A 26435-nucleotide genomic window follows, 5' to 3' on the forward strand; every position below is an offset into this window, starting at 1 on the left:
AATGACGGTCTCTGCCCCGCGCACGCTCTTCAACTCTAGCTCCCTCAGTTTGCTGCGCGACAGCGCGGCGTCGAAGACGAGGCGGCCCCTCCTACAGGGGTCATTCGTTTGGAATAAAAAAAGGGCCGCACCCTGCCAAGGAGACGGCCCCGGAAAACGAAAATCCGTTAACGCGCAGTAATCACCGACAACTTGGTAATCCCTGCCCGCTCAATCGACGCCATGGCCCGCGCCACTTCGCCGTAATTCACCCCATCGTCCGCCTGCAACTGCACACGCACCTCGGGGTCCTTGGCCTTCGCCGACTTGAGGTTGAACTCCAGCAAGTCCGGTTGTATCTCGTCCTTGTTGATAAACAGTTTGCCGGCGCCGTCGATGCTCACCACCAACGGGTCTTTCTGCTCCACCGGCGCCACCGCTTCGGTCTTGGGCAGGTTGATCGGAATCGCGTTGGTCAGCAGCGGCGCAGTGACGATGAACACCACCAGCAACACCAGCATCACATCCACCAGCGGTGTCACGTTGATCTCGCTCAGCACCTCATCAGAGTCTTGCGTGGAGAAGGCCATATCAGGACGCCTCCTTCACTTTCTGCGCATTGCCCTGGGCTGCCACCTTGTGCGCCTTCGGGTGGATCAGCACACGGAACGAACTCTTCTGCGCCAGGCTGTAGAAGTCATGGGCGAAGTCATCCAGGTCCGCCGCCGTCAGTTTCAAACGGCGCAAAAAATAGTTGTAAACCAGCACCGCCGGCACCGCGACGGCGATCCCCACGCCGGTGGCGACCAGTGCCGCGCCAATCGGTCCGGCAACCGTTTCCAGGCTTGCCGAGCCCGCCGCACTGATGCCTTTCAACGCTTCCATGATTCCCCACACCGTGCCGAACAAACCAATGAACGGCGAGGTGCTGCCAATGCTCGCGAGTACCGCCAACCCGGTTTCCAGCGACCGGCGCTCGCGCACGATCTGCTGATGCAAGGCCCGCTCCAGACGATCCTGATGATTGATCGCCTGACTCAAATCCGCCGCCTGTGGCGCCTCGCCCACCTGGATGGCCGCGTAACCGGCCTGCGCAACCCGGGCTGCCGCGCCGGGCCGGGTTTCGCTCAGTTCGGCCGCCGCGTCGAGGCTCGAAGCGGCCCAGAACTGTTGATGAAACTTTCGATCCTGTGCCTTCAGGCGACCGAACTGCACGCCCTTGAGCAACGCCAGCCCCCAGGTCGCGACGGAAAAAACCACCAGCAGCCAGATCACCGCGCTTTCGATGGATTCAAGTGGAGATGTCAGTAACGTCATGGTGTATTCCTCGTGTAAACGTTTAGCGCGAAATTGGTTTCGGTTTAATGAATCTTGAAATCGATGGGCACGCTGACCCAGCCGTCCCGGGCGACATCGCCTTGCTTGGCCGGCACAAAACTCCAGCGTTTCACCGCGTTCAGCGCGGCTTCGTCGAGCGCATCACGGCCGCTGCTTTTCTGAATCTGGATCTCGCCGGGCTTGCCGCTGGCCAGCACCTGCACGCGCAATAACACCGTGCCTTCCCAGCCTTTACGCTGGGCCAGCGACGGGTATTGCGGCGCCGGGTTTTTCAAGTAGCCGGCAGTGGCAGAGGCCGGTGTCACAGGTGCGGGCGCAGGCGGTGCAGGAGGCGCAGGGGCCGCGACTGGCGCTGCCGGTTGTGGCAGCGCAGGTGGTTGTTCAACGGCTTTTGGCGCCGATTTCGGTACCGGTTTGGCGACCGGCCTGGGCTTGGAAACCGGCTTCGGTGGAGGAGGTTTCACCGCCAGTTCGTCTTCCACTGGCACAGGCGGCTCCACCACAGGCTGGACCGGTTGCGGTGGCGGCGGCTCGACCACCGGGGGCGCCGGACGTGAGAACTCGATGGTCATCGGCGGAATCTGCGGCGGCACGACAGGCAGTACTGTGGTCGGCTGTTGATTGACCCAATAAATCACCGCGCCATGCACCAGCAACGCCAGCACTCCGAGCAGGATCGTCTCCCGTCGACTCAAGATGCCCTTGGGCGCGCACTGCAAACGCAACTGGCCCAAGGGCACCCGGTGTGGCTGGCCGAGGTCGACCAACTCGCCACCAGGTGCCGGGCGCCACAGCACTTCATGCGCACTGGCAGCGGTCTGGACATTGCCCATTGCTGAACCCCCTTCTTAGAAGTCGTATCGACCGGTCATGCCCAGCATTCGTGGCGTGCCGAGCAGGCCTTCATAACCGCCGTTGGCAGCCGTCCACAGCGTCGTGTAGTAGGTTTTGTCGAAGGCGTTTTTCAGCCATAACGAAACGTCCCACTGCCCCTGGTTGAAGTCGCCGCGAAGGCCCGTGGACAGGTTGACCACTGCATAACTCGGGATCTGCCCGAAATCGGAATCTTCCACCGTGCCCACCGCTTTGGAGCGGAACGCATAGCTGGCGGTGACGTACTCTTCGAAGCCGTTGCTCAGGTTCCACTTGTATTCGCCGTTGGCGTTGCCTATCCATTTCGAAGCGCCCACCACTTGATGCCCGCTGAGGTCGCAGGATGCCGGAGCGCCCGGCGCCAGGCTGACTTCCGGCGGGCAGGGTGCATCCTTGTACGAGAGGTAGCTGACGTCGTTGTACGAGCCGTTGATGTTCAGCGTCAGGCTGCGCAACGCAAGCAGGGTGCTTTCGAATTCCACGCCACGGGAGCGCACCGAGCCGGCGTTGGTCAGGAACTGTACGCGGTTGACGTCGTCGAAGGCGTTGGTCTGATAGCCGTTGACCTGGGTCCAGAACACGTTGGCATTCAGTTGCAGGCGACGGTCCCACAGGGTGCTCTTGAAACCGAGTTCGGCGTTGTTGGCGCGCTCGGTGCCGATCAGCAGCGAATCGGCGCCGGCCACCATCGCCGTGCCGACGGCCAGATTGACCCCGCCGGATTTTTCGCCGTGGGACAACGTGGCGTAGGTGAGCAGGTCGTCGGTGAGGCGGTAGCTGAGGTTCAACAGGCCCGAGGGACTGGAGCTGTACTGGTTCAAGTCGCCGGAATCGAAGACCCCCGCACGAGCGAGTCGTGCCGCGGCCGCCGCACCGGTGACCGCGGCACCACCGGCCGGCGCATCACGGGTCACCCTGGCGTTTTTCTCTTCATAGGTGCCGCGCAACCCGGCGGTGAAATCCAGGCGCTCGGTCAGGTGCCAGGTGCCTTGGGCGAACAGCGCGAAGCTGTTGGTTTCGATATGACCATTGCCGACACTGTCGATGTTGTTCAGTGCACCGTTGGGCGTACCGTTCCAGATGTCCGCTTGCGGGCCGTAAAAGGTGAAGGATTTGTTGTCCAGGTCGGAACCGAAGTAGTAGGCGCCGAGCACGTAATCGAAGAATCCACCGGTTGGCGACGCCAGGCGAAACTCTTGGGAATACTGCTTATCCTCCACCGAAACGCCGGCGTTGTGGAAGACGGATACGTTCAGGCCGTCATCATTGCGCGGGGTGAAATTCCACCAGCGCCAGGCGCTGATGGAGGTCAGGGTGAAGTCACTCGGCAGCGTCCAGTTGGCCTCGACCGACGTACCGCCCTGGTGCACGGTGACGTGCTGGTCATCGTTCAGGTTGACCTTGCGGTGTGTGCCGTCGACCAGTGTCGCCCCCACCGCATTGGCCCGGCGCTGGTAAAGATTGACGCCATTGATGGTCGGCCCGGTGCTGAACAACACACGGGTGCCGGCGCTGGAGTCTTCTTCGTTGTAGTCGCCGATCCAGCGCAGGTTGAATACTTCGTTCGGTTTGAACAGCAACTGGCCACGGAAGCCATCGCGGGAACCACCGTTCAACTCGTGGCCGTCGAATTCGTTCTTGATATCACCGTCGCTGCGGGTGCGGTACGCAGAAAAGCGTCCGGCGAGTTCGTCATTCAGCGGGCCGGAAATCGTGCCCTTGGTCTGGAAGTATCCGTCCTCGCCCACCGAAGATTCGATGCTGCGTTCCGGGGTAAAAGTCGGCGCACGGGTGCTGATGTTGATTACGCCCGCCGTGGTGTTCTTGCCGAACAAAGTGCCTTGCGGACCGCGCAGTACTTCGAGCTGCTCGATGTCCATCAGGTCGAACACGGCCATGCCCGGCCGGCCGAGATAAACATTGTCGATGTACAACCCGACACTGCCCTCCAGGCCATCGCTGGCCGGGTTGTTGCCCAGGCCACGGATCGACACGCTGGACTGGCGCGCATGCATGTAGGCGACGTTGACGCTGGGCACCAGTTGCTGCAAATCCTGGATGCGATAGATCCGCTGGGTTTCCAGGGTCTGGCCGCTGACCACGCTCATGGGTGTTGGCACATCCTGCGCACTTTCTTCGCGGCGGCGGGTGGTTACGGTCACGGTTTCCAGTTGTGCATTGTCGGCCGTGGCGGTTTTTGCGGGGGTGGTTTCAGGGGTGGTGCTGTCGGCCGCATAGCCTTGGGCCCAACCGGCGCTTCCTGCCAGCAGCAGGGCCAGAGGCAGGCGTTTGAGCCGTTGGGGTGACGACGTTGGGGCGAGGTACAACGGACTCATAAGGCGGGGTTCCCGATCAAAAGAAATGCTTTATTGCTTGCCCGGCCGCCATCGCGAGCAGGCTCGCTCCTACACTGATCCTGCGAACACCGAAGATCCCCCTGTAGGAGCGAGCCTGCTCGCGATAGCGTCGGCTCAGACACCGCCGATATCCGGCCCTTTCACGGTCTGGCTGACCTGCCCATTCACACCCACCGGCACTTCACCCTTGAGCGTCACCCGACGCACCACACGATCCTGAGTCCCGTAGTCATCCACTGCGTAATGCTGGGTGGAGCGGTTGTCCCAGATCGCCACATCGCCAGCCTTCCAGCGCCAGCGCACGATGTTTTCCTGGCGGATCACATGGCTTTGCAGCAGCCCGAACAGGTGCGCCGAATCGGTCTGGGAATAGCCCTTGATGCGTTTGACGAAATGCCCCAGCAACAGGCTCTTCTCACCGCTGATCGGGTGCACGCGGACCACCGGGTGTTCGGTCTCGTAGACGGTCGAGGTGAAGATCTTGCGATAGCGCTCCAGCTTCTCGGCCGAGACGTCTGGCCTGGTACCGGCGTAGTCGTATTCGTTGCTGTGTACGGCGACCAGTTTGTCGGCCAGTTCACGCAGCTCCGCCGACAAACCGTCGTAGGCGGCGGCGGTATTGGCCCACAGGGTGTCGCCGCCGAAAGCCGGGGCCACCACCGAGCGCAGGATCGAAGCTTTGGGGTAGGCCTCGACGAAGGTCACGTCGGTGTGCCAGGAGCTGGCTCGCTGGCCCTCGGCACCGTCCAGTTCCAGTAGAAAACGCGTGCCTTCGCGCACCGGCACGGTCGGGTGTGCCACCGGCTCGCCGAGCAGGTGGGCGAACGCCTCCTGGCGCTGATCGTCGAGCTGGGTCTGCTCGCGGAAGAAGATCACTTTGTATTGCAGCAGTGCCTGTTGAATGGCTTCGACGGTGGCGGCATCCAGCTCGCCCGAAAGCTGTACGCCACGAATTTCGGCACCGATGCGACCGGCCACCGGGTGGATTTCAAGCGCGTGAACAGCGGGTTGTACTGCGAAAGCGGCATTGCTCATGGGTAGACCCTCATCAGACTGCTTGCGGTTGAACCGGCCGCGAAACACTGCTCTATCTATATTCAATTTAGATCTAATAGATATCTACATGCTTCGTTGACGGAATAAGAAGTTGCATTTAAAACCTCAGTCAACCCTCGTCGCAAATGCCTTCGAGCTATTTTTAGGATGCCGGAAAAGCATATGGATCTTCGCCAGTTGCGTTACTTCATCGCCCTCGACGAACACCGCAGTTTCGTGCGCGCGGCCGAGGCCATGGGTATTACCCAGCCTGCCTTCAGCCGCAGCATTCAGGGGCTGGAGCACGAGTTCGGCTGCGTCCTGGTGGACCGCGGCAACAAGGATTTGCGCCCCACCCCCGAAGGCTTGGTGGTGCTGCAACATGCCCGCAGCCTGGTGCAAGGCGCGGCCCTCTTGAACGCCGAAGTGACGCAGATGACCAAGCTCGATGCCGGTGAGCTGCGTTTCGGTTGCGGCCCGGCACCGGCGGTGAAACTGGTGCCGGATGCAGTGGCGCAATTCATCAACGCGCACCCGAAAGTGCGCACCTGTTTCGAGGTGGATAACTGGGAAAAACTCAGCCGTGCCCTGAGCCGTGAAGAGATCGAATTCTTTATCGCCGACATCCGCCATTTCGAGTCCGATCCGAACTTCCAGACCCAGGCATTGACGCCCAAGCGCGGCGTGTTTTTCTGCCGCCCCGGGCATCCACTGCTGGCCAAGGAGAGCCTGTCGACCAACGACATGTTCGATTACCCGCTGGCGACCACGATGATCCCGCCAGGCATTCGCAAACTGCTGGCGAACCTCAGTGGGCGGGTGGATTTTTCGCCGACCATCGAGACCGAACACTTTCCGGCGCTGGTGAAAGTGGTGCTGCAATCGAATGCGATTGGCGTTGGCACCGAGGAGGCGTTTATCGAGGACATTGCCCATGGTTCGCTGGTGTTGCTGCACTGGCGCAATCTGCCGCAGAACATCGAGAGCATGAATGCACGGTGCGGGATCGTCAGCCGCACCGGGTTCAGGCTGTCGCCGGCGGCGCGGGCGATGATCGAGACGTTGGTGGCGGTGGACAGGCAGCAGATGGCCGTTGCGGTTTGAGGATCAAGAGATTTAAAGCCTGGCAGCAGCCAACTCCGGCGCCACCCAATCGCTCACCTTGAACGACTTGCGAATCAGCTTCTGCTGCGAAGCCAGATCCACGGCATCCTGCAACTTGCCGAGGAACACCGGGTCAAGCGTAGAGGGGAACACCTCACTCAGTTTCTGATCCTTCAGATCCTGCGTGAGGATCACCGCCGGATAACTCGCCAGCCCCGACACCAACTGAATGTAGGCGTCCTTGTTGCTGTCCTGGGTCAGCCACTCAACGGCCTGCTGTTGGGCCTTGAGCAGTTTCGACACCGCCTCCGGATGCGCATCGACAAACTTCCCGGTCCCTATCAGCACCGCCTGCACGCTGCCGGCGCCGCCCAGGTCCTTGGTGCTCAGCGGCAACTCGGCCAGCCCCTTGGCTTGCAATGCCGTGAGCCCGGAACCGCCCCACGAGGCATCGATCTGCTTCGCCGCCAGCGCCGCGACCGCCGCGTTGAAGTCCAGGTTGATGACTTTCAAGTCCTTCTCGCTCAAACCCTGACTGGCCAGCGCCGCATCGAAGGACAACTGGCTGGCGGTGCCACGAAAAATCGCCACGCGTTTGCCCTTGAGGTCCTGCAGGGTCTTGATCCCCGAACCCGGCACCACGCCCAGGTAATGCTTCACCCCGCGCGCCGAGGCGCTGAGCAACCGCGTATCCAGTCCATTGGACTTGCCGATGATGGCCGCCAGATCGCCGAGGTAGGCCAGGTCAACCTGACCGTTGGCGAACCCCTCGTTGATCACCGGGCCTGCGCCCTTGAAGAAGCTCCACTGAATCTTGATGCCCTGATCGGCGAAAGCCTTTTCGAAGATCTGCTGATCGCGCAGCACATCCACAACACCGCCGCCACTGTGCTGGGTACCGGCACTCAGGTCCGGCACGGCGATGCGGATTTCCTTGAGTTCGCCAGCGTTGGCCGTGAAGGCCAGCAGACCCGCCAGGGCCGGTACGGCGAACAGGCTGATGACACGTTTGAAGGGAAGGTTCATGGGTGCGGCTCCTTGGGCAACGGGCGTTGAGGAGCCGAAAGTAGGCCGAAGTAGACCCAACACTTAAATACTATAAATTCACATTTTTAGACTATTTAGATCTATATCAACGCACCCGGGGCTCTCCGCCGATATGCCCAAACGGCATCAAAAATATTCTTCGAATGCATTGGATGCGGAGGCTTAGGGAGGCCATAAATGGCCTCTCTTATCTCTCAATAGTATGAGTTTTGAATTTTATAGATCAATTTTGCATACACCTTGAACCCTTGTAGGAGCGAGCCTGCTCGCGAATAGCGGAAGGTCAATCGAGACATCTTTGCCTGACACACCGCTATCGCGAGCAGGCTCACTCCTACAAAAAAGCAGGCCTGTATTGCAACCCGACAACGGAGGTCGCCCATGGCCCGTGTTTCTCTTCTCAGCCTGCCACTGGCCGCGCCGCCACTTAAAAACAGGCAACGCTGGCCCAGCCCGGGCCAACGGTTGTTGCCGTGGTTGTTGCCCACTGCCCTGTTCACGCTCTGGTGGTTCGCCAGTCGCAACCACTGGATGAGCGAGCAGATCCTGCCGGCGCCGACCCTGGTCTGGAACAGCGCGCTGGAATTGTCCCAAGGCGAGTTGTGGAGTCATTTGTGGATCAGCCTGCAACGCTTGTTCTGGGGGCTGCTGGCCGGGATCAGCGCTGGTGCTGTTTTGGGTGCGGCACTGGGTTTCAGTCGTCGACTGGAGCGCCTGGTGTTTCCGACCTTCGCCGGGTTGGCGCAAGTCCCGACCCTGGCCTGGATTCCATTGTTCATGGTGTTTTTCGGCATCGGTGAAGTGCTCAAACTGGTGGTGCTGATCAAGGCCATCGTGGTGCCGGTGACCTTGCATACACTGGTCGGTGTGCGCGATGCACAACCCAAGCTGCGCGAGGCCGCCGCCGTGTTGCGCCTGCCCAGGCACCTGATGATCCGACGCCTGGTGCTGCCTGCCGCACTGCCGGCATTCATGGCCGGTGTACGCCTCGCGCTGGCCGCCGGCTGGACTTCGCTGCTGGCTGTCGAACTGCTCGCGTCCAGTGAAGGCATCGGTTACCTGATGGTCTGGGCGCGGCAGCTGTTCATGCTCGACATCGTCTTCGTGTGCATCGTGGTGATCGGCTTGATTGGCGTGGCGATGGATCGCGGCATCGGCCTGCTGGACAGGAAACTGGTGCACTGGCCGCACCCGGCCACCGCCGAAATCCGTCGCGGGCCGCATTATCAAGGTTGGCAACGCCTGCAACCGTGGCTGCTGCCATTGGCGCTTCTGGCGTTGTGGCAACTGACTTCGGATCAGCAGTGGATTGACCCGAACATTCTGGTCAGTCCTCTGGCCGTCCTGCAGACCACTCGGGATGGCTTGCTCGACGGCACACTGCTTGGCGGCATGGCCCTCAGCCTGGGTCGGACCCTTGGCGGATTGCTGCTCGGCGGCGGGCTCGGGTTTGCCTTGGGGTTGCTGCTGGGATTGTCGCGGACCAGTGAACGCGTGCTCGGCCCAACCCTCGCCGCCATCCGCCAGATCGCCATTTTCGCCTGGGTGCCGCTGCTCACCGCGTGGTTCGGTCTGGGGGAATTGGCCAAGTGGGTGTTCGTTGCCCTCGCCGCCTTTTTCCCGCTGTTCATCGCCACCCAACGCAGCGTCGCCCACCTGTCGCCGCAACTGAACGAGGCCGCGCAGGTGTTGCGCCTGAATCTGCGTCAGCGCCTCGGGCGACTGGTGCTGCCGGGCGCGGCGCCGGGAATTTTCGCCGGGCTCAGGCTGAGCCTGATCTACGCCTGGCTCGGCACCATCGGCGCTGAATATTTCATGCCGTCCAACGGCGGCATTGGCAGCCAGATGATCGGCGCCCAGCAACTGCTGCGCATGGACCTGATCATGGCCGGCATGCTGCTGGTGGGCCTGACCGGTGCCCTGCTCAACCTCATTGGCCAACGCCTGGAAATCCGCGCCACTCGCTGGAGACACGCATGAACGCACCGATTGTCAGCTTCAATCACGTAGGCAAAACCTTCGACGTCGACGGCTTCACACTTGAGGCCATTCGTGAATTCAACCTGGACATCGCCGAGGGTGAGTTCGTCGCCATCGTCGGCTCCAGCGGTTGCGGTAAATCCACTTTGCTGCGGCTCCTGGTGGGCCTCGATACGCAGTTTCGCGGGCAGATCAGCGTCGACGGAAAAGCCGTCACCGGCATCGGCGGCGAGCGCGGCATCGTCTTTCAGGAGCACCGCTTGTTCCCGTGGCTGAGCGTGGCCGACAACATCGGCCTGGGCCTGGTCAATGAGCCACTGAGCGCGGCACAAAAGCACAAGCGCATCGCTGATTTCATCGAACTGGTGGGCCTCGGCGACTTCGCCCGCGCCTATCCGCACCAGCTCTCCGGCGGCATGGCACAGCGCGTGGCCATTGCTCGCGGCCTGGTGGCCAGCCCACGGATTCTGCTGCTGGACGAGCCCTTCGGCGCCCTCGATGCGCTGACCCGCCAACAGATGCAGGACGAACTGCTGGCGATCCGCGCGCGGGCAAAAATCACCACGGTGCTGGTCACCCACGACGTCGAGGAAGCGATCTTCCTCGCCGACCGTGTGGTGGTAATGGAGCCGCGTCCGGGGCGGATCAAGCAAGTGGTCGACATTGCCCTGCCCCATCCGCGCCAACGCAGCAGTTTCGACTTCCACCAGTTACGCGAAGAACTGCTTCACGAACTCACCAGCGACGATCACTACCAGCCCCCCGTGCCGGTGCAGGTCCGCGATCTGCCGCTGTCCTTCATTGCCTACTGAAAAAGGAAATGCTTGATGCCGCAACGTCCCAACTTTCTAGTGATCCTGGCCGATGACCTGGGCTTTTCCGACCTCGGCGCCTTCGGTGGCGAAATCAATACACCAAACCTTGATGCATTGGCCAACAATGGCCTGCGCCTGACCGATTTTCACACCGCACCGACCTGCTCGCCGACCCGGTCGATGCTGCTCACCGGCACCGATCACCACATCGCCGGCATCGGCACCATGGCCGAAGCATTGACCCCGGACCTCATCGGCAAGCCGGGTTACGAAGGGCACCTGAACGACCGCGTGGTCGCCCTGCCCGAGTTGCTGCGCGAGGCGGGTTACCAGACCTTGATGAGCGGCAAATGGCACCTGGGCCTGACCGCAGAACTGGCGCCTCACGCCCGGGGTTTCGAGCGTTCGTTTTCTCTGTTGCCCGGCGCCGCCAACCATTACGGCTTCGAGCCGACCTACGATGAAACGACGCCACGGTTGCTGAAATCCACCCCGGCGCTGTACATCGAAGACGACCAATTCATCGACGAACTGCCGAAGGATTTCTATTCCTCAGATGCCTTTGGCGACAAGCTGCTGCAATACCTCAAGGAGCGCGACCAGACCCGGCCGTTCTTCGCTTACCTGCCGTTTTCCGCACCGCACTGGCCGTTGCAGGCGCCGGCCGAGGTGGTGGAAAAATACCGCGGGCGCTATGACGCCGGCCCTGAAGCACTGCGAATCGAGCGCCTGGAAAAACTCAAAAAGCTGGGGCTGATCGAGGCCGATGTCGAGCCGCATCCGTTGATCCAGTTGACCGCACAATGGGATGCCTTGAGCGACGAACAACGGCAGATCTCCGCGCGGGCCATGGAGGTGTATGCAGCGATGGTCGAGCGCATGGACTGGAACATCGGCCGCGTCGTCGACTACCTGCGCCAACAAGGGCAACTGGACAACACCTTCATCCTGTTCATGTCCGATAACGGCGCCGAAGGGGCATTGCTGGAGGCTTTCCCGAAATTCGGCCCGCAGTTGCTGACCTATCTCAACCAGCATTACGACAACAGCCTGGACAACATCGGCCGCGCCAATTCCTACGTCTGGTACGGGCCGAACTGGGCGCAAGTGGCGACCGCGCCATCGCGGCTGTTCAAGGCCTTCACCACCGAAGGCGGGATTCGCGTGCCGGCGCTGGTGCATTACCCGCAACTGCCGCTCAAGGGGCAGATCAGCCACGGTTTCGGCACCGTGATGGACATCACACCGACCATTCTCGACCTCGCCGGTGTGCGCCATCCGGGCAAGCAGTGGCATGGCAAGCCCGTGGCGCAAATCCGCGGTAAATCGTGGCTGGGGTTTCTGTCGGGCGAGACGACGCAAGTGCATGACGAGCACACCGTGACCGGGTGGGAATTGTTCGGTCGGCGGGCGATTCGACAGGGAAAATGGAAGGCGGTGTACATCCCGGGACCGGTCGGGCCGGCGACCTGGCAACTGTATGACCTGGGCAATGATCCGGGGGAGATTCATGACCTGGCGTCGAGCCAACCGCAGAAGCTTGGTGCCTTGATCGAGCACTGGCAGCGGTATGTGGATGAGACTGGGGTGATCCTGAGTGAGTCGCCATTTCAGCCAGACTAAACATTACCCCCTGTGGCGAGGGAGCTTGCTCCCGTTGGGCTGCGCAGTAGTCCCCTTCGTTTTCGGGATAAGGGGGCCGCTTCGCGACCCAGCGGGAGCAAGCTCCCTCGCCACAAATACGAGTCAGACGTGAGCGGTTTGTGTCCTCACACCTACCGCCTCTTCCTTGCCCTCAAACCGGTTGGCCCGCGCAAACGTGCCGAAATCATTGAACCGCACGCCCATCTCGCGCATCACCTTGTGCCCCACCAGTACGGTCAACTGGCGAATGTAGAACGGCTCCTTCACCACAAAGTGATGGATGCTGTGGCTGCTACCGAAGTTGAAGCAGAACGCCTGCAACGGCCACAGCCACCATGCGTTCAGCACCTGGGTCTGCTGCATCACATTGCCCGGTTCCACGTCACCGTAGTAGTGCATGTTCGAGCTGATGAAGTGAAGGCAGAACGTGCGCAACACGTTCGGACCGATGATTACCACAGCCGCAATGTCGATCACCTGCATCACCGACAACGTCATCGCTGACCACTCGATGGGAGCGCCCATCAGATGCGCAATGCCGTTCGCTGCGTGGATGCCGAGAAACACGTACCACGCGCCCCAATGCATCAGCGCCAGCGGTGCGTAGACCTTCAGCGTACGGTAAATGATGCTGAACTTCATGGCCAAGGTCTTGGCCCGCAGCATGCGGATGAACGACGACATGATGTTGTCGCCAATCATCAAAAACCGTGCGAAGCCCCAAGGTTCGCCGTTGGTGATGGCGCGTTCTTCCAGGTCGGCTTCGGAGCCGGAGACTTTGTGGTGATTGAGGTGCAGGTGTCGGCGAATCCATGGGTTGATGGTGCTCGGCCGCGCCAGCCACACCAGCCCCATCATCAGGTTGTGCGGCACCTTCTGCTTGCGAAAGTACATGCTGTGGATCAGGTCATGTTCCAGTTCATGGGTAAGCGAGGCGAAAAATGCATTGAGCAACAGGCACGCCCACCAGGCCATATGCCCGGTCATGTAGAGCGCGGCCGAACCGACCATACCGGCCAAGGCGAAGGTCAGAATGCCCGCGCCCATGGCGTCCTGATGCTTGAGAATCGGATAACGCTCGCGCAACTCGACGCCTTTGGCCAGTACCACTTCACGGATATGCGCTGATCGCTGTGATGCATTCAGTCGCTGGGGGCTTGCAGAAGTACCGTCCATGCTTCCATCCTCTGATTATTGATGGTTGCATCCTGCCTTGCGGACCCTCGCAATGCGGTAGCCGAGAACGCCAACATGTTGACCGGAAGCGCCAATCAGCATGACTGAACCGACCTCCCTCGCCAGCTGGACCCGCGCCCTGCGCAAGCAACTCGATGCCTTGGGCATCGACAGCACCGCCCTGTGCCAGCAAGCGGGGCTCGACCCGCAACTGATGGACGACCCGAACGCGCGCTACCCGCTGTCGGGCACCACGCACCTGTGGAATCTGGCGGTGCAGGCCAGCGGCGACCCGGCGATCGGTTTGCGGGTTTCGCGTTTCGTCAGCCCGACCACCTTCCATGCGCTGGGCTATGCACTGGTGGCCAGCGGCAGCCTGCGGGAAGTGTTCGAGCGCATCGTGCGCTATCACCAGGTGGTCAGCGATGCCCTGGAACTGGAACTGACCCGCACCGATGATCGCTACTGTTTCCGTCTGAAAGTTCCAATGGGTAATCCGGCCCCGGCCTTCGAAGCCATCGATGCGTTCATGGCGATTTACGTGCGCACTTGCCGCAATCGCCTGGGTCGCGACTACGCGCCGCTGGCGACCTACCTGCGCCGCCCGGAGCCGGCAGACGCGCACCAATGGCATAAAGTCTTTCGCTCGCCTGTGCACTTCGGCGCCGACGAGGATCGACTGGAATTCGCCCTCATCGACTTCGACAGCCACCTGGACGATGCCAACCCGGAGCTGGCCGAACACAACGAAACCGTGCTCAAGCGCACCCTGGCGCAACTCAAGCCGCTGACGTGGGAGCGCAAGGTCCGCGACGCCATTGAAGAACAACTGCCCGAAGGCGAACCCAGCGCCGAACACATCGCCAAGGCCCTGCACCTGAGCTTGCGCAGCCTGCAACGGCACCTGGCCGATGAAGGCTACCGGTTCGACACGCTGCTCAACGAAAGCCGCGAAAACCTCGCGCTACTGCACCTGCGCGACCCGCAATGTTCGTTGAGCGAGATCAGTTATCTGCTCGGCTTTGCCGACACCAGCAGCTTCAGTCGTGCGTTCAAGCGCTGGACGGGGATGACGCCGGGGCAGTTTCGGGATGGGTTGCGCTGATCTAGCCTGAGAATGGGTTGCCTGGACTGGCCTCTTCGCGCGCAAGCCCCACAGGATTATTGGCTAACCCCAAATCCGAGATTCACATAAACCCCCTGTGGGAGCGAGCCTGCTCGCGAAGGCGTCAGGTCAGGTACATCCGTATCGACTGACACTCCGCTTTCGCGAGCAGGCTCGCTCCCACATTGGGCCTGCGTGATCGGTTAAATCGTGGCTAACACCCGCAACCGGGCAGCATCAAGGATTTCAATTTCGCCGTAACTCAGCCCGATGATCCCCTGTGCCTGTAAATCCTTGAGAATCTGGTTGGTGGTCTGGCGTGACAGCGACAACATGGCGGCAAGCTGCTCCTGGGGCAGTTGCAGGACGCGGCGCGGTGGGGCGGTCTCGCCATAACCTTCAGCAATCATCAACAAGCGGTGCGCCAACCTCGCCGGGGCCGGCAACAGGCTCAGTTGTTCGAGGTTGATGAAGGTCATGCGCAGTTTCTGGCTCATCAGCAACGCCAGTTGCCGCCAGTGCTGCGGATGCTCGTCGAGCAGTGCCAGCAAGGTGTTCTGGGGAATGTGCAGCAGCGTGCACTGGCCTACGCCGTAGGCATCGTGGGTGCGTGGCTGGCCATCGAACAGGCAGATTTCGCCGAACCAGTGCGGCGGCTCCATCAGGCTCAGCAACGCTTCCTTGCCCTGCTCGCTCACGGCGCCGACGCGCACCGCGCCTTCAAGCACCGCGTACAGTCCGCAGGGCGGATCGCCACGCTTGAACAACCGCTGGCCCGGTGACAAGCGCCGTACCCTGGCCACCGACAGCAAACTATCCTGTAGGGAAACAGGCAAATGGCTGAACCACTGACCACTCATCAGGCGTGGACGCCAGACCTGCATATCCATGAAAACTCCTAGAGATTGTCGCCTGGCTGACAGTGCGGGAAGTGGCCCCGGGGCATGATCGATCACCCCACAGGAGAACAACAATGAAAAGCCTCGTCGACCACCTCAGTCAATACGCCGCCTACCACCGTGACCCACGCAACATCGCCTCGCACTTTATCGGCATTCCACTGATCGTGGTCGCCGTCGCGGTGTTGCTGTCGCGGCCGGAGTGGTCGCTGGGCGGCGTGTGGCTGTCACCGGCGGTGCTCGTCTCGCTGGCATCGGCATGGTTTTACCTGCGCCTGGAATTGCGCCTGGGCGTGTTGATGACCGTGTTGCTCGGGCTGTCCGTCTGGGCAGGACATGCGCTGGCGCAGCAAGGCACGCTGGTCTGGCTGGGCAGCGGTGTGGCGATGTTCATGATCGGTTGGGCGATCCAGTTTGTCGGTCATCATTACGAAGGGCGCAAGCCGGCATTTGTCGATGATGTGACCGGGTTGATTGTCGGGCCGCTGTTTGTGGTGGCCGAACTGGCGTTCATGCTGGGGATGCGGCATGAGCTCAAAGAGCAGATCGAGGCACGGGCGGGTGGTGTGCGGGTCAATCCGAAGCGTGCGGCTGTTTAGATTGCTATCGCGAGCAAGCTCGCTCCCACAGGGATCCGCGGTGCACACAGATCAATTGTAGGAGCGAGCCTGCTCGCGAAGCTTTTGCCTTAGATATTGGCGACTTTCTGCCAGACCTTCGGTTTGAAGAACAACGTCTCGCCTTTTGCCAAACCAACCAGGCTGTCGTGATCCTTTACCACTTCGGCTTCGATCAGATCGCTCTGCCCTTCGACCTTCAACGTCACCCGTGTTGTCGCGCCCAGCGGACGAATATCGCGCACTTCAGCCGCGTGGTGGTCTTCCAGTTCATGGCGCGACAGCGACACTTCGTGCGGGCGGAACAGCACATGTTTGTCTTCGCCCAAGTGCAGACGGTTCGAATCACCGAGGAAGTGATAGACGAAATCGCTGGCCGGGTTTTCGTAGACGTCACCCGGTGAGCCGATCTGCTCGATCACACCTTTGTTCATCACCACGATGCGGTCGGCGACTTCCATCGCTTCTTCCTGGTCGTGGGTCACGAACACCGAGGTCAGGTTGATATCTTCGTGCAGACGCGCCAACCAGCGGCGCAGTTCCTTGCGAACCTTGGCGTCAAGGGCGCCGAAAGGCTCGTCGAGCAACAGCACTTTCGGCTCCACCGCCAGCGCCCGGGCCAAGGCAATGCGCTGACGCTGTCCGCCGGAGAGTTGTTCAGGGTAGCGATCCGACAACCAGTCCAGTTGCACCATGTTCAGCAGTTCGTGGACCTTGGTGGCGATCTGGCTTTCGCTCGGGCGCTGGTTTTTCGGCTTCATGCGCAGGCCGAACGCGACGTTGTCGAACACCGTCATGTGGCGGAACAAGGCGTAGTGCTGGAACACAAAACCGACGTTGCGATCACGCACGTCGTGGCCGGAGACGTCTTCACCGTGGAACACGATGTTGCCCTGGTCCGGGGTTTCCAGGCCGGCGATGATCCGCAGCAAAGTGGTCTTGCCGCAGCCCGACGGCCCGAGCAGTGCGACGAGTTCGCCGCTCTGGATGTCCAGGCTGATGTTGTCCAGCGCCTTGAAGGCATGGAAGTTCTTGCTGACGTTACGCACTTCGATCGACATGAATTATTCCTCCGCGGCGCTGGCGCGCAGGCGGTTGATACGGTTTTCGCTCCACTGCTTGAGCAGCAGGATGAAGAGCGCCAGGATCAGCAACAGGCTCGCCACGGCGAACGCGGCCACGTGGTTGTATTCGTTGTAGAGGATCTCGACGTGCAGCGGCAGGGTGTTGGTCACCCCGCGAATGTGCCCGGAAACCACCGATACCGCACCGAACTCACCCATGGCCCGCGCGGTGCACAACACCACGCCGTAGATCAGGCCCCATTTGATGTTGGGCACGGTGACGTGCCAGAACATCTGCCAGCCGTTGGCCCCGAGCAGGCGCGCTGCCTCCTCTTCCTGAGTGCCTTGCTCCTGCATCAGCGGGATCAGCTCACGGGCCACGAACGGCACGGTGACGAAAATCGTCGCCAGCACGATGCCCGGCAGGGCGAAAACGATCTGGATGTCGTGGTCCTGCAACCACGGGCCAAACAGGCCCTGGGCGCCGAACATCAGCACATAGACCAGACCCGCGATCACCGGCGACACCGAGAACGGCAGGTCGATCAGCGTCACCAGCATGCTCTTGCCGCGGAACGAGTACTTGCTCACGCACCACGCGGCGCTGACACCGAACACCAGGTTCAGCGGCACCGAAATCAGCACGGCGATGACCGTGAGTTTCAGTGCCGACAGCGCGTCCGCCTCAAAGATCGCGGTGAAAAATGCACCGAGGCCGAGCTTCAGGCCCTGGGACACCACGATGAACAGCGGCAGCAACAGGAACAGGGCAAAAATCAGCCAGCCAAGACCGATCAGGATTCGCCGCGAAGTCGCGCTGCCACGGCGGGCAGCGTTCGAGGAAGCGGCAGCAATAGACGATTGGGACATGGGTGCGCCTCCTTATGGGGTTTCGATGCGCCGCTGCAACAAGTTGATCAGCAGCAACAGGACGAAGGAAACCACCAGCATCAGTACACCAATGGAGGTAGCGCCGGTGTAATCGTATTGGTCGAGTTTGACCATGATCAGCAGCGGCAAGATCTCGGTTTTCATCGGCATGTTACCGGCAATGAAAATCACCGAACCGTACTCGCCGACCCCGCGGGCAAAGGCCAAAGCGAAACCGGTGAGCCATGCAGGCAGCAGTGCCGGCAGCAGGATATGACGGAAAACCTGCAAGGGTTTTGCCCCCAGGCACGCCGCCGCTTCTTCCACTTCACGAGGGATATCCGCCAATACTGGCTGTACGGTACGTACTACGAATGGAAGTGTCACAAAAGTGAGGGCAAGGGTGATGCCCAAGGGGGTGTAGGCGATCTTGAAACCCAGATCCGCTGCAAATTGACCAACCAGACCGGTAGGGGTGTACAACGCCGTCAGTGCAATACCAGCCACTGCCGTGGGCAATGCGAACGGCAGGTCGATCATTGCATCGATCACTTTTCGTCCAGGGAAGGTATAGCGCACTAATACCCAGGCCAGCAGCGTACCGATGATGCCGTTGATGATCGCGGCACACAGCGCAGTGCCGAAGCTGAGCTTCAACGCCGCCAGCACCCGTGGCGCCGAGATGATTGCCCAGAACTGATCCCAGGTGAGTTGAGCGGCATGCACGAACATCGCCGCCAGTGGTATGAGCACAATCAGGCTGAGGTACACCAAGGTGTAGCCCAGCGTCAGCCCGAAGCCGGGTATGACGGGGGAGATACGACGCGACATAAAAGTCCTTGGTTAAAAAGCGTTCCGCTAAAACCATCCCTGTGGGAGCGAGCCTGCTCGCGAAGGGGGAGTACCCGTCGACATCCCTGTCGACTGAAACACCGCCTTCGCGAGCAGGCTCGCTCCCACAGGTTAAGCACCCAGGCTGACTGCATGGGTGCTCATTGATGGCTATTTAAGATTACTGCGCCTGGTAGATCTGGTCGAACACGCCCCCGTCATTGAAGAATTTCGGCTGCGCGGCTTTCCAGCCGCCGAAGTCCTTGTCGATGCTCACCAGTTCCAGTTTCGGGAACTGCTGGGCGTACTTGGCGGCCACATCCTTGTCACGTGGACGATAGAAGTTCTTCGCCGCGATTTCCTGGCCGGCCGGGCTGTACAGGTGCTTGAGGTAGGCTTCGGCGATCTGCTCGTTGCCCTTTTTCTCGGCATTTTTGTCGACTACCGCCACCGGTGGCTCGGCGAGAATCGACAGCGAAGGCACGACAATGTCGAACTTGTCGGCGCCACCCTCTTCTTTCAGGGCCAGGAAGGCTTCGTTTTCCCAGGCCAGCAACACGTCGCCTTGACCGTTGTTGACGAAGGTAATGGTCGAACCGCGAGCACCGGTATCCAGCACTGGCACGTGCTTGAACAGGGTTTGCACGTATTCCTTGGCCTTGGTTTCATCACCGCCGTTGGCTTTGAGGCCATAGGCCCAGGCCGCGAGGAAGTTCCAGCGCGCACCGCCGGAGGTTTTCGGGTTCGGCGTGATCACCGAGACGTCATTCTTGACCAGGTCGCCCCAGTCCTTGATGCCTTTCGGGTTGCCCTTGCGCACCAGGAATACGATGGTCGAGGTGTAAGGCGTGCTGGCGTCCGGCAGGCGTTTTTGCCAGTCCGCCGGCAGGGTCTTGCCGAGCTTGGCGATTTCGTCGATGTCACCGGCCAGGGCCAGGGTCACGACGTCGGCACGCAGGCCATCGATCACCGCCCGGCCTTGCTTGCCCGAACCGCCATGGGATTGCTGGACCTTCACGGTGTCGCCTGCGTGGTCCTTCTGCCAGAACTTGATGAATTCGGCGTTGTAGTCCTGGTACAGCTCGCGGGTCGGGTCGTACGACACGTTGAGCAGCTCGTAATCCTTGGCTACCGCGGAACCGGCAAAAAGGGCGCTGGCCAGGGCGGCCAAAGCGAAGTGGCGAATCGACGACATGATGAAAGCTCCTGGAATTCTTGGTTTGTTGGCTTTTTTATGGATTTCTGGAATCGCGTTGCCGATTCAAAGATCGCAGCCTGCGGCAGCTCCTACAGGTGATTGCGTGCTTCTGCAGGAGCTGCCGCAGGCTGCGATCTTCTTCAGCCCGGTTTGTTGCCCGGCTGCTGCAAACGGAATTTTTCTTTGCGTTCGATCTGCACCACCTGGGCGTTGTGCACGGTGATTTCCACGGCGCCAAAGCGCAGGTCGCGCAGGGCACTCTGGATTTCACGCAGGATGGTGGCTTCGTCTTGACCGTCGACGCTACGCAGGGATGCGCTCATATTGCTGCTCCTTCAACTGAGAGGTTGCCTCGCAGTGTCGGCACTGCTTGCGGCGTGAGAGCAATACTAGAGAGGAGTAGATATTCTTAAAAAGACTATTTGAGAATGTTTATATAACCAAAAGAAATTATTTGATGGGACAAGGGTTTGAGCTGAACAGCCCTCTTTCAGGCACACCAAAAAACCCTGTGGGAGCGAGCCTGCTCGCGATGAGGGAGTGTCAGTCACCAAAGATGTCGACTGATATTCCGCTATCGCGAGCAGGCTCGCTCCCACAGGTTTTTTGTAAATCAGGCGATCACCGGCGCATGATTCCAATCCAGCTGCGCCGCCGGCACCGGCCGCCCGAACCAGTAACCCTGACCAAAATCACATCCGTGCTCGAGGAGGAAAGCCGCCTGTTCGACCTGCTCGATCCCTTCGGCATGCACCTGCATGCCCATGCTCTGCGCCAACGCAATGATCACCCGTGAAATCGCCGCATCGTCCTCATCCCACGGCAATCCAGCGACGAAGCCCTGGTCGATTTTCAGCTTCTGCACCGGCAGACGCTTGAGTCGCAGCAGCGATGAATAACCCGTGCCGAAGTCGTCGATGGCCAGGCGCACACCCAGCTCGCGCAGTCGATGCATCTGTTCCAGCGCGACTTCCGGGTCTTCCATCACCGCGCTTTCGGTGACTTCCAGCTCGAGAAACGACGGCTCCAGCCCGGTTTCCCGCAGGACTTGCGCTACTTGCTGATACAGCTCGCGACGGGCGAACAGCCGCGAAGAAACGTTGACCGCAACGAACGACAGCATCACCCCGCCTTGCTGCCACTGGCACATCTGCCGGCACGCCTGCGCCATGACCCAGGCATCGATTTCAGCAATCAGGCCGGTTCGTTCGGCGACCGGAATGAATTCCGCCGGCGATACCAACCCCCGTTGTGGATGCTGCCAACGCACCAGTGCCTCGACGCCAATCAGGCAACTGGTCTTGAAGTCGTGAACCGGCTGGTAATAAACCCGCAGCTCTTGCCGGTCCAGGGCGCGACGCAATTCAAAGGCGATCTCGACCCGTTGCTGGGCGTGGGCCGTCAGCTCTTCGGTGTACAGGGCATAATCATTGCGCCCCGTGCTTTTGGCCTTGAAAAGTGCAGAGTCGGCATTACGCAGCAGTTGCTCGACGCTCAAGGCATCGCTGGGGAACAGGCTGATGCCGATGCTGGTGTTGATGGACAGCTGGTGCCCATCAATAAGGAACGGCTCTTTAAGGCCATCGATGATCCGCTGGGCCAACGCAGCGGCCTGAACCAGTTGCGGACAGCTTTCAGCGAGTATGCCGAACTCATCCCCGCCCAGCCTGGCCAGGGTGATACCCGGACCGAACATGGCGCCCAGACGCTCGGCCACAGCCTTGAGCAACTGATCGCCGATGGTGTGCCCAAGGCTGTCGTTGATCATCTTGAAGTGATCGAGATCGATCATCAGCAGCGCGCAGCCACGCTTGTGGGCCTGCGCCGAGGCCAGGGCCTGTTCGGCACGGTCGGTGAACAGCAGGCGGTTCGGCAGGTCGGTCAGCGGATCGTGGTGCGCCAGGTGCATCAACTCGTGTTCGGAGTTCTTGATTGCACTGATATCGGAAAACACCGCCACGAACTGGCTCGGCTGGCCATTGTCATCGTGGATCAGGCGGATCGTCTGCCATTGTGGGTAAATTTCGCCGCTTTTGCGCCGGTTCCAGATTTCCCCGCTCCACTCCCCTGTGCGTTCAAGCGCGGCGAACATCGCCTGATAGAAGTCAGATGGATGACGTCCGGACTTGAACATAGTGGGGCGCTGCCCGAGCACGTCCTCACAACCATAACCGGTGATTTCCATGAACGCCCGGTTCACATGGACGATCACACCTTCCCGATCGGTGACCAGCACGCCTTCGCGGGTGCAGTCGAAAACAGCCGCCGCCTGGCGCAGGCGCTCGCGATTGGTATTGCGTTCGTGCAATGTGGCGCCGATCCCCAGACACCGCAGCAGCCGCGCCCGTGCAACGAAGATCAACCCGGCGCTGAACAGCACCCAAACATAACCGTTGATCAGTTGCCATCGCAGTCGCTCAGCAGAGCTATCGAAGAAACTGTTTAATAAATAGCCACTGATCTGTAGCCAAACCACAGAAAGCAACAGATAGAGCAGCGCTGCACGCAAGGCATCGCGATAGGTGGCAGACATCCGACGATCCATGTCCCTACAATAAGGTGGGGATTATAGTTTAAAGACACATCCAGCCACTCTTATCTGAAAGGGCGACTGGTTTTCTGTGTGGGCTTAGTGATAATGCAATGGCTGTTTTTTTCTTTATCGAGGGCCCTATAGCCTATGTGGTACGAAGGTTTTCTTGGCTTGTCGCCCTGGTCTCTGGTTGCAGTCACCCTGCTGATGACCCACGTCACGATCATCGCCGTCACGGTCTATCTGCATCGTTACTCGGCCCATCGCTCCCTGGAGCTGAATGGGGGCCTTAAGCATTTCTTCCGTTTCTGGCTGTGGCTGACCACGGCACAGAACACCCGCGAGTGGACCGCCATCCACCGCAAGCATCACGCCAAATGCGAAACCGTCGATGACCCGCACAGCCCGGTCATCAAGGGTTTGTCCACAGTGCTGCGCAAAGGCGCCGAGTTGTACCGCGCCGAAGCGGAAAACCCCGAGACCCTGCGCATCTATGGCAAGAACTGCCCCGAAGACTGGATCGAGCGCAACCTCTACAGCCGCTATCCGCTGATGGGCATCGCGATCATGGGCGTCATCGACCTGCTGCTGTTCGGCACCATCGGCATCACCATCTGGGCCATCCAGATGATGTGGATCCCGGTATGGGCCGCTGGCGTGGTCAATGGCCTGGGCCATGCCATCGGCTACCGCAACTTCGAATGCCGCGATGCGGCGACCAACCTGGTGCCGTGGGGCATCCTGATTGGCGGCGAAGAATTGCATAACAACCATCACACCTACCCTAACTCGGCAAAACTGTCGGTGAAGAAGTGGGAGTTCGACCTGGGCTGGGCGTGGATTCAAGTCTTCAGCTTCCTGCGCCTGGCCAAGGTTCAACGGGTCGCGCCGATTGCCCATCGCGTCGAAGGCAAGGGCAACCTGGACATGGACACCGCCATGGCGATCCTCAACAACCGCTTCCAGATCATGGCCCAGTACCGAAAATTGGTGATCGGCCCGCTAGTCAAGCAAGAGCTGGAAAAGGTCGATCACTCGGTACGTCACCAGTTCCACCGGGCCAAACGCCTGCTTTCGCGGGAGACCAGCCTGCTGGATGACAAACACCATGTACGCATCCAGAACATGCTCGAGCACAGTCAGGCGCTGAAGGTAATTTACGAGAAACGCCTGGCCCTGCAGCAGATCTGGGTCAAGACCAGCTCAAATGGTCACGACATGCTGGCGGCCATCAAGGATTGGGTGCACGAAGCCGAAGCCAGCGGGATTCAATCGCTGCGCGACTTCGCCGATCAGTTGAAGACTTACTCCCTGCGCCCTGCCGCTGTCTGATTGCAGCGCCGGCCGCAAAACCTGTGGGAGCGAGCCTGCTCGCGAAAAGGGAATGTCAGTCAAATCAAAGTTGACTGATACGCCGCTTTCGCGAGCAGGTTCGCTCCCACATTGATTTGTGGACGCAAAAACTCGTGTCCAGTACCGCCCGGCGGGAGCCCTCTCCTTCGCCACAAAAAGCGGGAACTTCATCTAAAAAGCCCAATCTCAAAGACACTTCGCTTTCCCCCGGCGGGCTTGGCGTTGGCCGCCATTGAACACGCGGCATGCCCTTTGAGATTTGTGTCGATGGCCCCAAAAAACCTGCAAGACTCATCTCCGTCACATTGGCCCGAGGCCGCGCAGACCCTGATGGCGCTGATGCACGCCCAAGGCGAAGTCGCACGCCTGAGCGAACGCGAACAGTTGTTCAACACCTTGCTGGCGAGCGTCAACGCGGTGCTGTGGGCATTCGATTGGGAAACCCGCCGGGTGCTTTACGTCAGCCCAGCCTATGAGCGGATCTTCGGTCGCTCGGCCAATCTGCTGCTGGACGACTGCGATCAATGGCGCGACAGCATCTATCCCGACGACCTGGACTATGCCGAAAGCAGCCTGGCCGAAGTGCTGGACAAAGGCGCCGTGGAAGACCGCGAGTATCGAATCATTGCCGCCGACGGGCAGGTGCGCTGGCTCAGCGACAAATGCTACGTCAACCGCCAAGCCGAGCCGGGGCAACCAGTGATCATCGTCGGCATTGCTGAAGACATCACCGACAAGAAGCGGATGGAAAGCGAGCTGCACCGCCTGGCCACCACCGACGCGCTGACCCAGAGCAGCAATCGTCGGCATTTCTTCGAATGCGCCCACCGCGCGTTCGCACACGCCCGGCAACGGGGCGAGCCGCTGTCGTTCCTGATGCTGGACATCGATGACTTCAAAATAATCAACGACACCTACGGTCACCAGGAAGGCGACAACGTGTTGCAACGCATCGCCGATAGCGGCCGCGCAGCGTTGCGCCGTGGCGACCTGTTCGGGCGCATTGGCGGTGAGGAATTCGCAGCGGTATTTCCCGGCTGTACGCCGCAGATGGCCCTGCAAGTGGCTGAACGCTTGCAACAGCAGATTCAGCGATTGCGTTTCACCCATGAAGGCCAGACGTTCGGCATCACCGTCAGCCAGGGCCTGACCAGCCTGACCGCCGCGGACGAAAACGTGGAAAACCTGTTTTCCCGCGCGGATGCCGCGATGTACCAGGCCAAGCGCGAGGGCAAGAACCGGATTGTCACCGCCTGACAGGTCCTGCAACCTCCTGTAGGAGCGTCGACCGGCTGCTCCTACTTGCGCAAACGCATCAACTCCGGCAAGCCGATCTTGAGCAACCGCGCCGTCCGGCTCTTCGCCAGCGCCTCGATGCCCTCATGCTCGCTCAGGCGCGCCAGCTGCGCCGCCATGTTCATCACCAGCGATTCGCGCGAGTAAACCCCGCCACCGAGCTGGTAGGCCGCCGCAATCAGCTCCCGCAACTCCAGCGGTAGGCGCCAGCGCGTGCGCAGAGCCGAACCATAGGCCGCGCCATATTCAGCCAGCGCTTCGCCCACCTCCTCCTGCTCATCCAGTTCGCCGCCGGCCTGTTTCCATTCCTGCAAACAGCGCAGCAACGCCAGATCGCCGAGACGATGCAACATGCCGGCGCAATAGCAGCGCTCCTGATCCAGATCAAGCAAGCGCGCCAGGGTTCGCGCGTATTCGGCGGTGTGCAGGGACAGTTCCCAGTTACGCTCGGCATAGTCGGCCAATTGCGGATCGCTGAGCCGTGCGCTGCGCTTGAGCGCCAGCCCGAGAATCAGGTTCATGCTCTGCCCGGTGCCCAGGCGATGCAGTGCCTGGGACAGGGTATGCACAGCGGCACCGTGGTGCTGGGCCGCGCTGTTGGCAGCGGCGATCAGCACGGCCGTGACCTGCGGATCGGTGCGGATTTCGTCTTCCAGCACCGTCAGGTTGAGGCCATTGGGGTTTAGGCTGCGTTTGACCGCCACTTGCACGTCGGTCATCAGCGGCGCACCGTCGACCAATTCACGTCGACGCTCCAGATAAACCGACAATGTCATGCCCGGCGCCAGCGACGGCACTTCGCACGAAACCTCTTCACCGGCGTTCAGCAGTAACCCCTGCAACCGCTGAGTCAGGCTTTCCATGTTCAAGGGCTTGGTCAGGTACGCGGCCGGCGCCAGCGGCAAGGCCTCGCGCACGCTGGCACTGTCGTTGCGACTGCTCATCAGAATGAACGGCATGGGCGGATTACGTTTGCGCTGGCGGACGCTGCGCAGGACATTCAGCCCATCGACGCCCGGCAACTCCCAGTCGGCGATCACCAGGTCATAGGGGTTGGCGGCCAATAGCTCCAGCGCTTGCTGACCATCGGCGCACAGATCCAGCCGCGCATCGCAGCGTACGTTCAACAACACTTCCTTGAGCAGATCCCGGGACCAGGGATCGGCCTCGGCAATCAGTACTCTCGGAACCGCGGGTAAAATGACAGTTGTCATACAGCTCTCCCTGGCAATGCTGGAACCTTAGCCAATGCTGGCCATTCGATACAGCGCTAATGGGGTTCCAGGGGCATGAAAAAACCCGCCGAAGCGGGTTTTTTGTG

The 26435-nt window shown here is 60.6% G+C and carries 23 protein-coding genes; 8 read left to right on the plus strand and 15 right to left on the minus strand.

The window, feature by feature from the left end:
- Window positions 1-167: 167 nt before the first annotated feature.
- From C8K63_RS28505 to C8K63_RS28525, 5 genes are all read right to left on the minus strand, one after another.
- Window positions 168-569 (minus strand): biopolymer transporter ExbD, encoded by a 402-nt coding sequence (locus tag C8K63_RS28505; protein ID WP_003220570.1) that lies wholly within the window; start codon window positions 567-569, stop codon window positions 168-170.
- A 1-nt stretch (window position 570) separates the two neighbouring features.
- Window positions 571-1296 (minus strand): MotA/TolQ/ExbB proton channel family protein, encoded by a 726-nt coding sequence (locus C8K63_RS28510; RefSeq protein WP_108219734.1) that lies wholly within the window; start codon window positions 1294-1296, stop codon window positions 571-573.
- A gap of 44 nt (window positions 1297-1340) precedes the next feature.
- Window positions 1341-2150 (minus strand): energy transducer TonB, encoded by an 810-nt coding sequence (locus C8K63_RS28515; protein WP_108219735.1) that lies wholly within the window; start codon window positions 2148-2150, stop codon window positions 1341-1343.
- A 15-nt stretch (window positions 2151-2165) separates the two neighbouring features.
- Complete coding sequence (locus C8K63_RS28520; RefSeq protein ID WP_108219736.1) at window positions 2166-4526, minus strand: TonB-dependent receptor; 2361 nt, start codon at window positions 4524-4526, stop codon at window positions 2166-2168.
- A gap of 135 nt (window positions 4527-4661) precedes the next feature.
- Window positions 4662-5582: a TauD/TfdA family dioxygenase gene (locus C8K63_RS28525; protein WP_108219737.1), complete on the minus strand. Its 921-nt coding sequence runs from the start codon at window positions 5580-5582 to the stop codon at window positions 4662-4664.
- Between the two features lie 183 nt (window positions 5583-5765).
- Between C8K63_RS28525 and C8K63_RS28530 the strand changes: the two genes are divergently transcribed.
- A complete protein-coding gene (locus tag C8K63_RS28530) occupies window positions 5766-6686 on the plus strand; it encodes a LysR family transcriptional regulator (RefSeq protein ID WP_108219738.1) in 921 nt (306 codons plus the stop codon).
- Between the two features lie 12 nt (window positions 6687-6698).
- On the opposite strand, the gene C8K63_RS28535 is transcribed toward C8K63_RS28530, so the two are convergent.
- Window positions 6699-7712 (minus strand): ABC transporter substrate-binding protein, encoded by a 1014-nt coding sequence (locus tag C8K63_RS28535; RefSeq protein WP_108219739.1) that lies wholly within the window; start codon window positions 7710-7712, stop codon window positions 6699-6701.
- A 402-nt stretch (window positions 7713-8114) separates the two neighbouring features.
- Here C8K63_RS28535 and C8K63_RS28540 point away from each other — a divergent pair, with 402 nt between their 5' ends.
- From C8K63_RS28540 to C8K63_RS28550, 3 genes are read left to right on the plus strand one after another with little or no spacing between them, the layout of a single operon-like run.
- Window positions 8115-9713, plus strand: coding sequence for an ABC transporter permease (locus C8K63_RS28540; protein WP_108219740.1), 1599 nt, complete (start codon window positions 8115-8117; stop codon window positions 9711-9713).
- Window positions 9710-10525 carry an ABC transporter ATP-binding protein gene (locus C8K63_RS28545; RefSeq protein ID WP_108219741.1) on the plus strand — a complete coding sequence of 272 codons (816 nt, stop codon included), beginning with the start codon at window positions 9710-9712 and terminating at the stop codon, window positions 10523-10525. The genes C8K63_RS28540 and C8K63_RS28545 overlap by 4 nt, the downstream gene beginning before the upstream one ends.
- 15 nt (window positions 10526-10540) lie before the next feature.
- Window positions 10541-12151: an arylsulfatase gene (locus C8K63_RS28550; protein ID WP_108219742.1), complete on the plus strand. Its 1611-nt coding sequence runs from the start codon at window positions 10541-10543 to the stop codon at window positions 12149-12151.
- Window positions 12152-12274: 123 nt separating this feature from the next.
- On the opposite strand, the gene C8K63_RS28555 is transcribed toward C8K63_RS28550, so the two are convergent.
- On the minus strand, window positions 12275-13348 hold the full coding sequence (locus C8K63_RS28555; RefSeq protein WP_108219743.1) for a fatty acid desaturase: 1074 nt from the start codon (window positions 13346-13348) through the stop codon (window positions 12275-12277).
- A 100-nt stretch (window positions 13349-13448) separates the two neighbouring features.
- On the opposite strand from C8K63_RS28555, the gene C8K63_RS28560 reads away from it, so the two are divergent.
- Entirely contained in the window at window positions 13449-14453 is a 1005-nt protein-coding gene (locus C8K63_RS28560; protein WP_108219744.1) for an AraC family transcriptional regulator, read from the plus strand.
- Between the two features lie 203 nt (window positions 14454-14656).
- On the opposite strand, the gene C8K63_RS28565 is transcribed toward C8K63_RS28560, so the two are convergent.
- Complete coding sequence (locus C8K63_RS28565; protein WP_108219745.1) at window positions 14657-15343, minus strand: Crp/Fnr family transcriptional regulator; 687 nt, start codon at window positions 15341-15343, stop codon at window positions 14657-14659.
- An 83-nt stretch (window positions 15344-15426) separates the two neighbouring features.
- Here C8K63_RS28565 and C8K63_RS28570 point away from each other — a divergent pair, with 83 nt between their 5' ends.
- Window positions 15427-15951: a DUF962 domain-containing protein gene (locus C8K63_RS28570; protein ID WP_108219746.1), complete on the plus strand. Its 525-nt coding sequence runs from the start codon at window positions 15427-15429 to the stop codon at window positions 15949-15951.
- 89 nt (window positions 15952-16040) lie between these two features.
- Here the strand turns inward: C8K63_RS28570 and C8K63_RS28575 are convergent, their stop codons facing one another.
- The 6 genes from C8K63_RS28575 to dibA form a co-directional block, all read right to left on the minus strand.
- The gene (locus C8K63_RS28575; RefSeq protein ID WP_046040728.1) at window positions 16041-17030 is read right to left on the minus strand and encodes a sulfate/molybdate ABC transporter ATP-binding protein; all 990 of its coding nucleotides are present in this window, start codon (window positions 17028-17030) and stop codon (window positions 16041-16043) included.
- A gap of 3 nt (window positions 17031-17033) precedes the next feature.
- On the minus strand, window positions 17034-17903 hold the full coding sequence (gene cysW / locus C8K63_RS28580; RefSeq protein WP_008045439.1) for a sulfate ABC transporter permease subunit CysW: 870 nt from the start codon (window positions 17901-17903) through the stop codon (window positions 17034-17036).
- 12 nt (window positions 17904-17915) lie between these two features.
- A complete protein-coding gene (cysT, locus tag C8K63_RS28585) occupies window positions 17916-18734 on the minus strand; it encodes a sulfate ABC transporter permease subunit CysT (protein ID WP_007972956.1) in 819 nt (272 codons plus the stop codon).
- Window positions 18735-18915: 181 nt separating this feature from the next.
- Complete coding sequence (locus tag C8K63_RS28590) at window positions 18916-19929, minus strand: sulfate ABC transporter substrate-binding protein (RefSeq protein WP_108219747.1); 1014 nt, start codon at window positions 19927-19929, stop codon at window positions 18916-18918.
- Window positions 19930-20072: 143 nt separating this feature from the next.
- Window positions 20073-20255, minus strand: coding sequence for a sulfur starvation response protein OscA (oscA, locus tag C8K63_RS28595; protein WP_007975618.1), 183 nt, complete (start codon window positions 20253-20255; stop codon window positions 20073-20075).
- Between the two features lie 290 nt (window positions 20256-20545).
- Window positions 20546-22465: a phosphodiesterase DibA gene (gene dibA, locus C8K63_RS28605; RefSeq protein ID WP_108219748.1), complete on the minus strand. Its 1920-nt coding sequence runs from the start codon at window positions 22463-22465 to the stop codon at window positions 20546-20548.
- Window positions 22466-22612: 147 nt separating this feature from the next.
- Here dibA and desA point away from each other — a divergent pair, with 147 nt between their 5' ends.
- Both desA and C8K63_RS28615 read left to right on the plus strand, forming a co-directional pair.
- The gene (desA, locus tag C8K63_RS28610; RefSeq protein ID WP_108219749.1) at window positions 22613-23797 is read left to right on the plus strand and encodes a delta-9 fatty acid desaturase DesA; all 1185 of its coding nucleotides are present in this window, start codon (window positions 22613-22615) and stop codon (window positions 23795-23797) included.
- A 288-nt stretch (window positions 23798-24085) separates the two neighbouring features.
- Window positions 24086-25075: a sensor domain-containing diguanylate cyclase gene (locus C8K63_RS28615; protein WP_108219750.1), complete on the plus strand. Its 990-nt coding sequence runs from the start codon at window positions 24086-24088 to the stop codon at window positions 25073-25075.
- 41 nt (window positions 25076-25116) lie between these two features.
- Here C8K63_RS28615 and C8K63_RS28620 read toward each other — a convergent pair whose 3' ends face one another.
- Window positions 25117-26328 carry a response regulator gene (locus C8K63_RS28620; RefSeq protein WP_108219751.1) on the minus strand — a complete coding sequence of 404 codons (1212 nt, stop codon included), beginning with the start codon at window positions 26326-26328 and terminating at the stop codon, window positions 25117-25119.
- Between the last annotated feature and the right edge of the window lie 107 nt (window positions 26329-26435).

Source organism: Pseudomonas sp. GV085 (assembly GCF_003050925.1).
Classification (GTDB): Bacteria; Pseudomonadota; Gammaproteobacteria; order Pseudomonadales; family Pseudomonadaceae; genus Aquipseudomonas.

Bases quoted from the DNA above. Each gene is read 5' to 3' on its own strand.
- C8K63_RS28555 (WP_108219743.1), bottom strand. From the start codon at position 13,348: ATGGACGGTACTTCTGCAAGCCCCCAGCGACTGAATGCATCACAGCGA.
- C8K63_RS28590 (WP_108219747.1), bottom strand. From the start codon at position 19,929: ATGTCGTCGATTCGCCACTTCGCTTTGGCCGCCCTGGCCAGCGCCCTT.
- C8K63_RS28550 (WP_108219742.1), top strand. From the start codon at position 10,541: ATGCCGCAACGTCCCAACTTTCTAGTGATCCTGGCCGATGACCTGGGC.
- C8K63_RS28530 (WP_108219738.1), top strand. From the start codon at position 5,766: ATGGATCTTCGCCAGTTGCGTTACTTCATCGCCCTCGACGAACACCGC.
- C8K63_RS28525 (WP_108219737.1), bottom strand. From the start codon at position 5,582: ATGAGCAATGCCGCTTTCGCAGTACAACCCGCTGTTCACGCGCTTGAA.
- C8K63_RS28510 (WP_108219734.1), bottom strand. From the start codon at position 1,296: ATGACGTTACTGACATCTCCACTTGAATCCATCGAAAGCGCGGTGATC.
- C8K63_RS28505 (WP_003220570.1), bottom strand. From the start codon at position 569: ATGGCCTTCTCCACGCAAGACTCTGATGAGGTGCTGAGCGAGATCAAC.
- C8K63_RS28535 (WP_108219739.1), bottom strand. From the start codon at position 7,712: ATGAACCTTCCCTTCAAACGTGTCATCAGCCTGTTCGCCGTACCGGCC.
- C8K63_RS28520 (WP_108219736.1), bottom strand. From the start codon at position 4,526: ATGAGTCCGTTGTACCTCGCCCCAACGTCGTCACCCCAACGGCTCAAA.
- desA (WP_108219749.1), top strand. From the start codon at position 22,613: ATGTGGTACGAAGGTTTTCTTGGCTTGTCGCCCTGGTCTCTGGTTGCA.
- C8K63_RS28615 (WP_108219750.1), top strand. From the start codon at position 24,086: ATGGCCCCAAAAAACCTGCAAGACTCATCTCCGTCACATTGGCCCGAG.
- dibA (WP_108219748.1), bottom strand. From the start codon at position 22,465: ATGTCTGCCACCTATCGCGATGCCTTGCGTGCAGCGCTGCTCTATCTG.
- oscA (WP_007975618.1), bottom strand. From the start codon at position 20,255: ATGAGCGCATCCCTGCGTAGCGTCGACGGTCAAGACGAAGCCACCATC.
- C8K63_RS28545 (WP_108219741.1), top strand. From the start codon at position 9,710: ATGAACGCACCGATTGTCAGCTTCAATCACGTAGGCAAAACCTTCGAC.
- C8K63_RS28620 (WP_108219751.1), bottom strand. From the start codon at position 26,328: ATGACAACTGTCATTTTACCCGCGGTTCCGAGAGTACTGATTGCCGAG.
- C8K63_RS28565 (WP_108219745.1), bottom strand. From the start codon at position 15,343: ATGGATATGCAGGTCTGGCGTCCACGCCTGATGAGTGGTCAGTGGTTC.
- cysW (WP_008045439.1), bottom strand. From the start codon at position 17,903: ATGTCCCAATCGTCTATTGCTGCCGCTTCCTCGAACGCTGCCCGCCGT.
- C8K63_RS28575 (WP_046040728.1), bottom strand. From the start codon at position 17,030: ATGTCGATCGAAGTGCGTAACGTCAGCAAGAACTTCCATGCCTTCAAG.
- C8K63_RS28515 (WP_108219735.1), bottom strand. From the start codon at position 2,150: ATGGGCAATGTCCAGACCGCTGCCAGTGCGCATGAAGTGCTGTGGCGC.
- C8K63_RS28560 (WP_108219744.1), top strand. From the start codon at position 13,449: ATGACTGAACCGACCTCCCTCGCCAGCTGGACCCGCGCCCTGCGCAAG.
- cysT (WP_007972956.1), bottom strand. From the start codon at position 18,734: ATGTCGCGTCGTATCTCCCCCGTCATACCCGGCTTCGGGCTGACGCTG.
- C8K63_RS28540 (WP_108219740.1), top strand. From the start codon at position 8,115: ATGGCCCGTGTTTCTCTTCTCAGCCTGCCACTGGCCGCGCCGCCACTT.
- C8K63_RS28570 (WP_108219746.1), top strand. From the start codon at position 15,427: ATGAAAAGCCTCGTCGACCACCTCAGTCAATACGCCGCCTACCACCGT.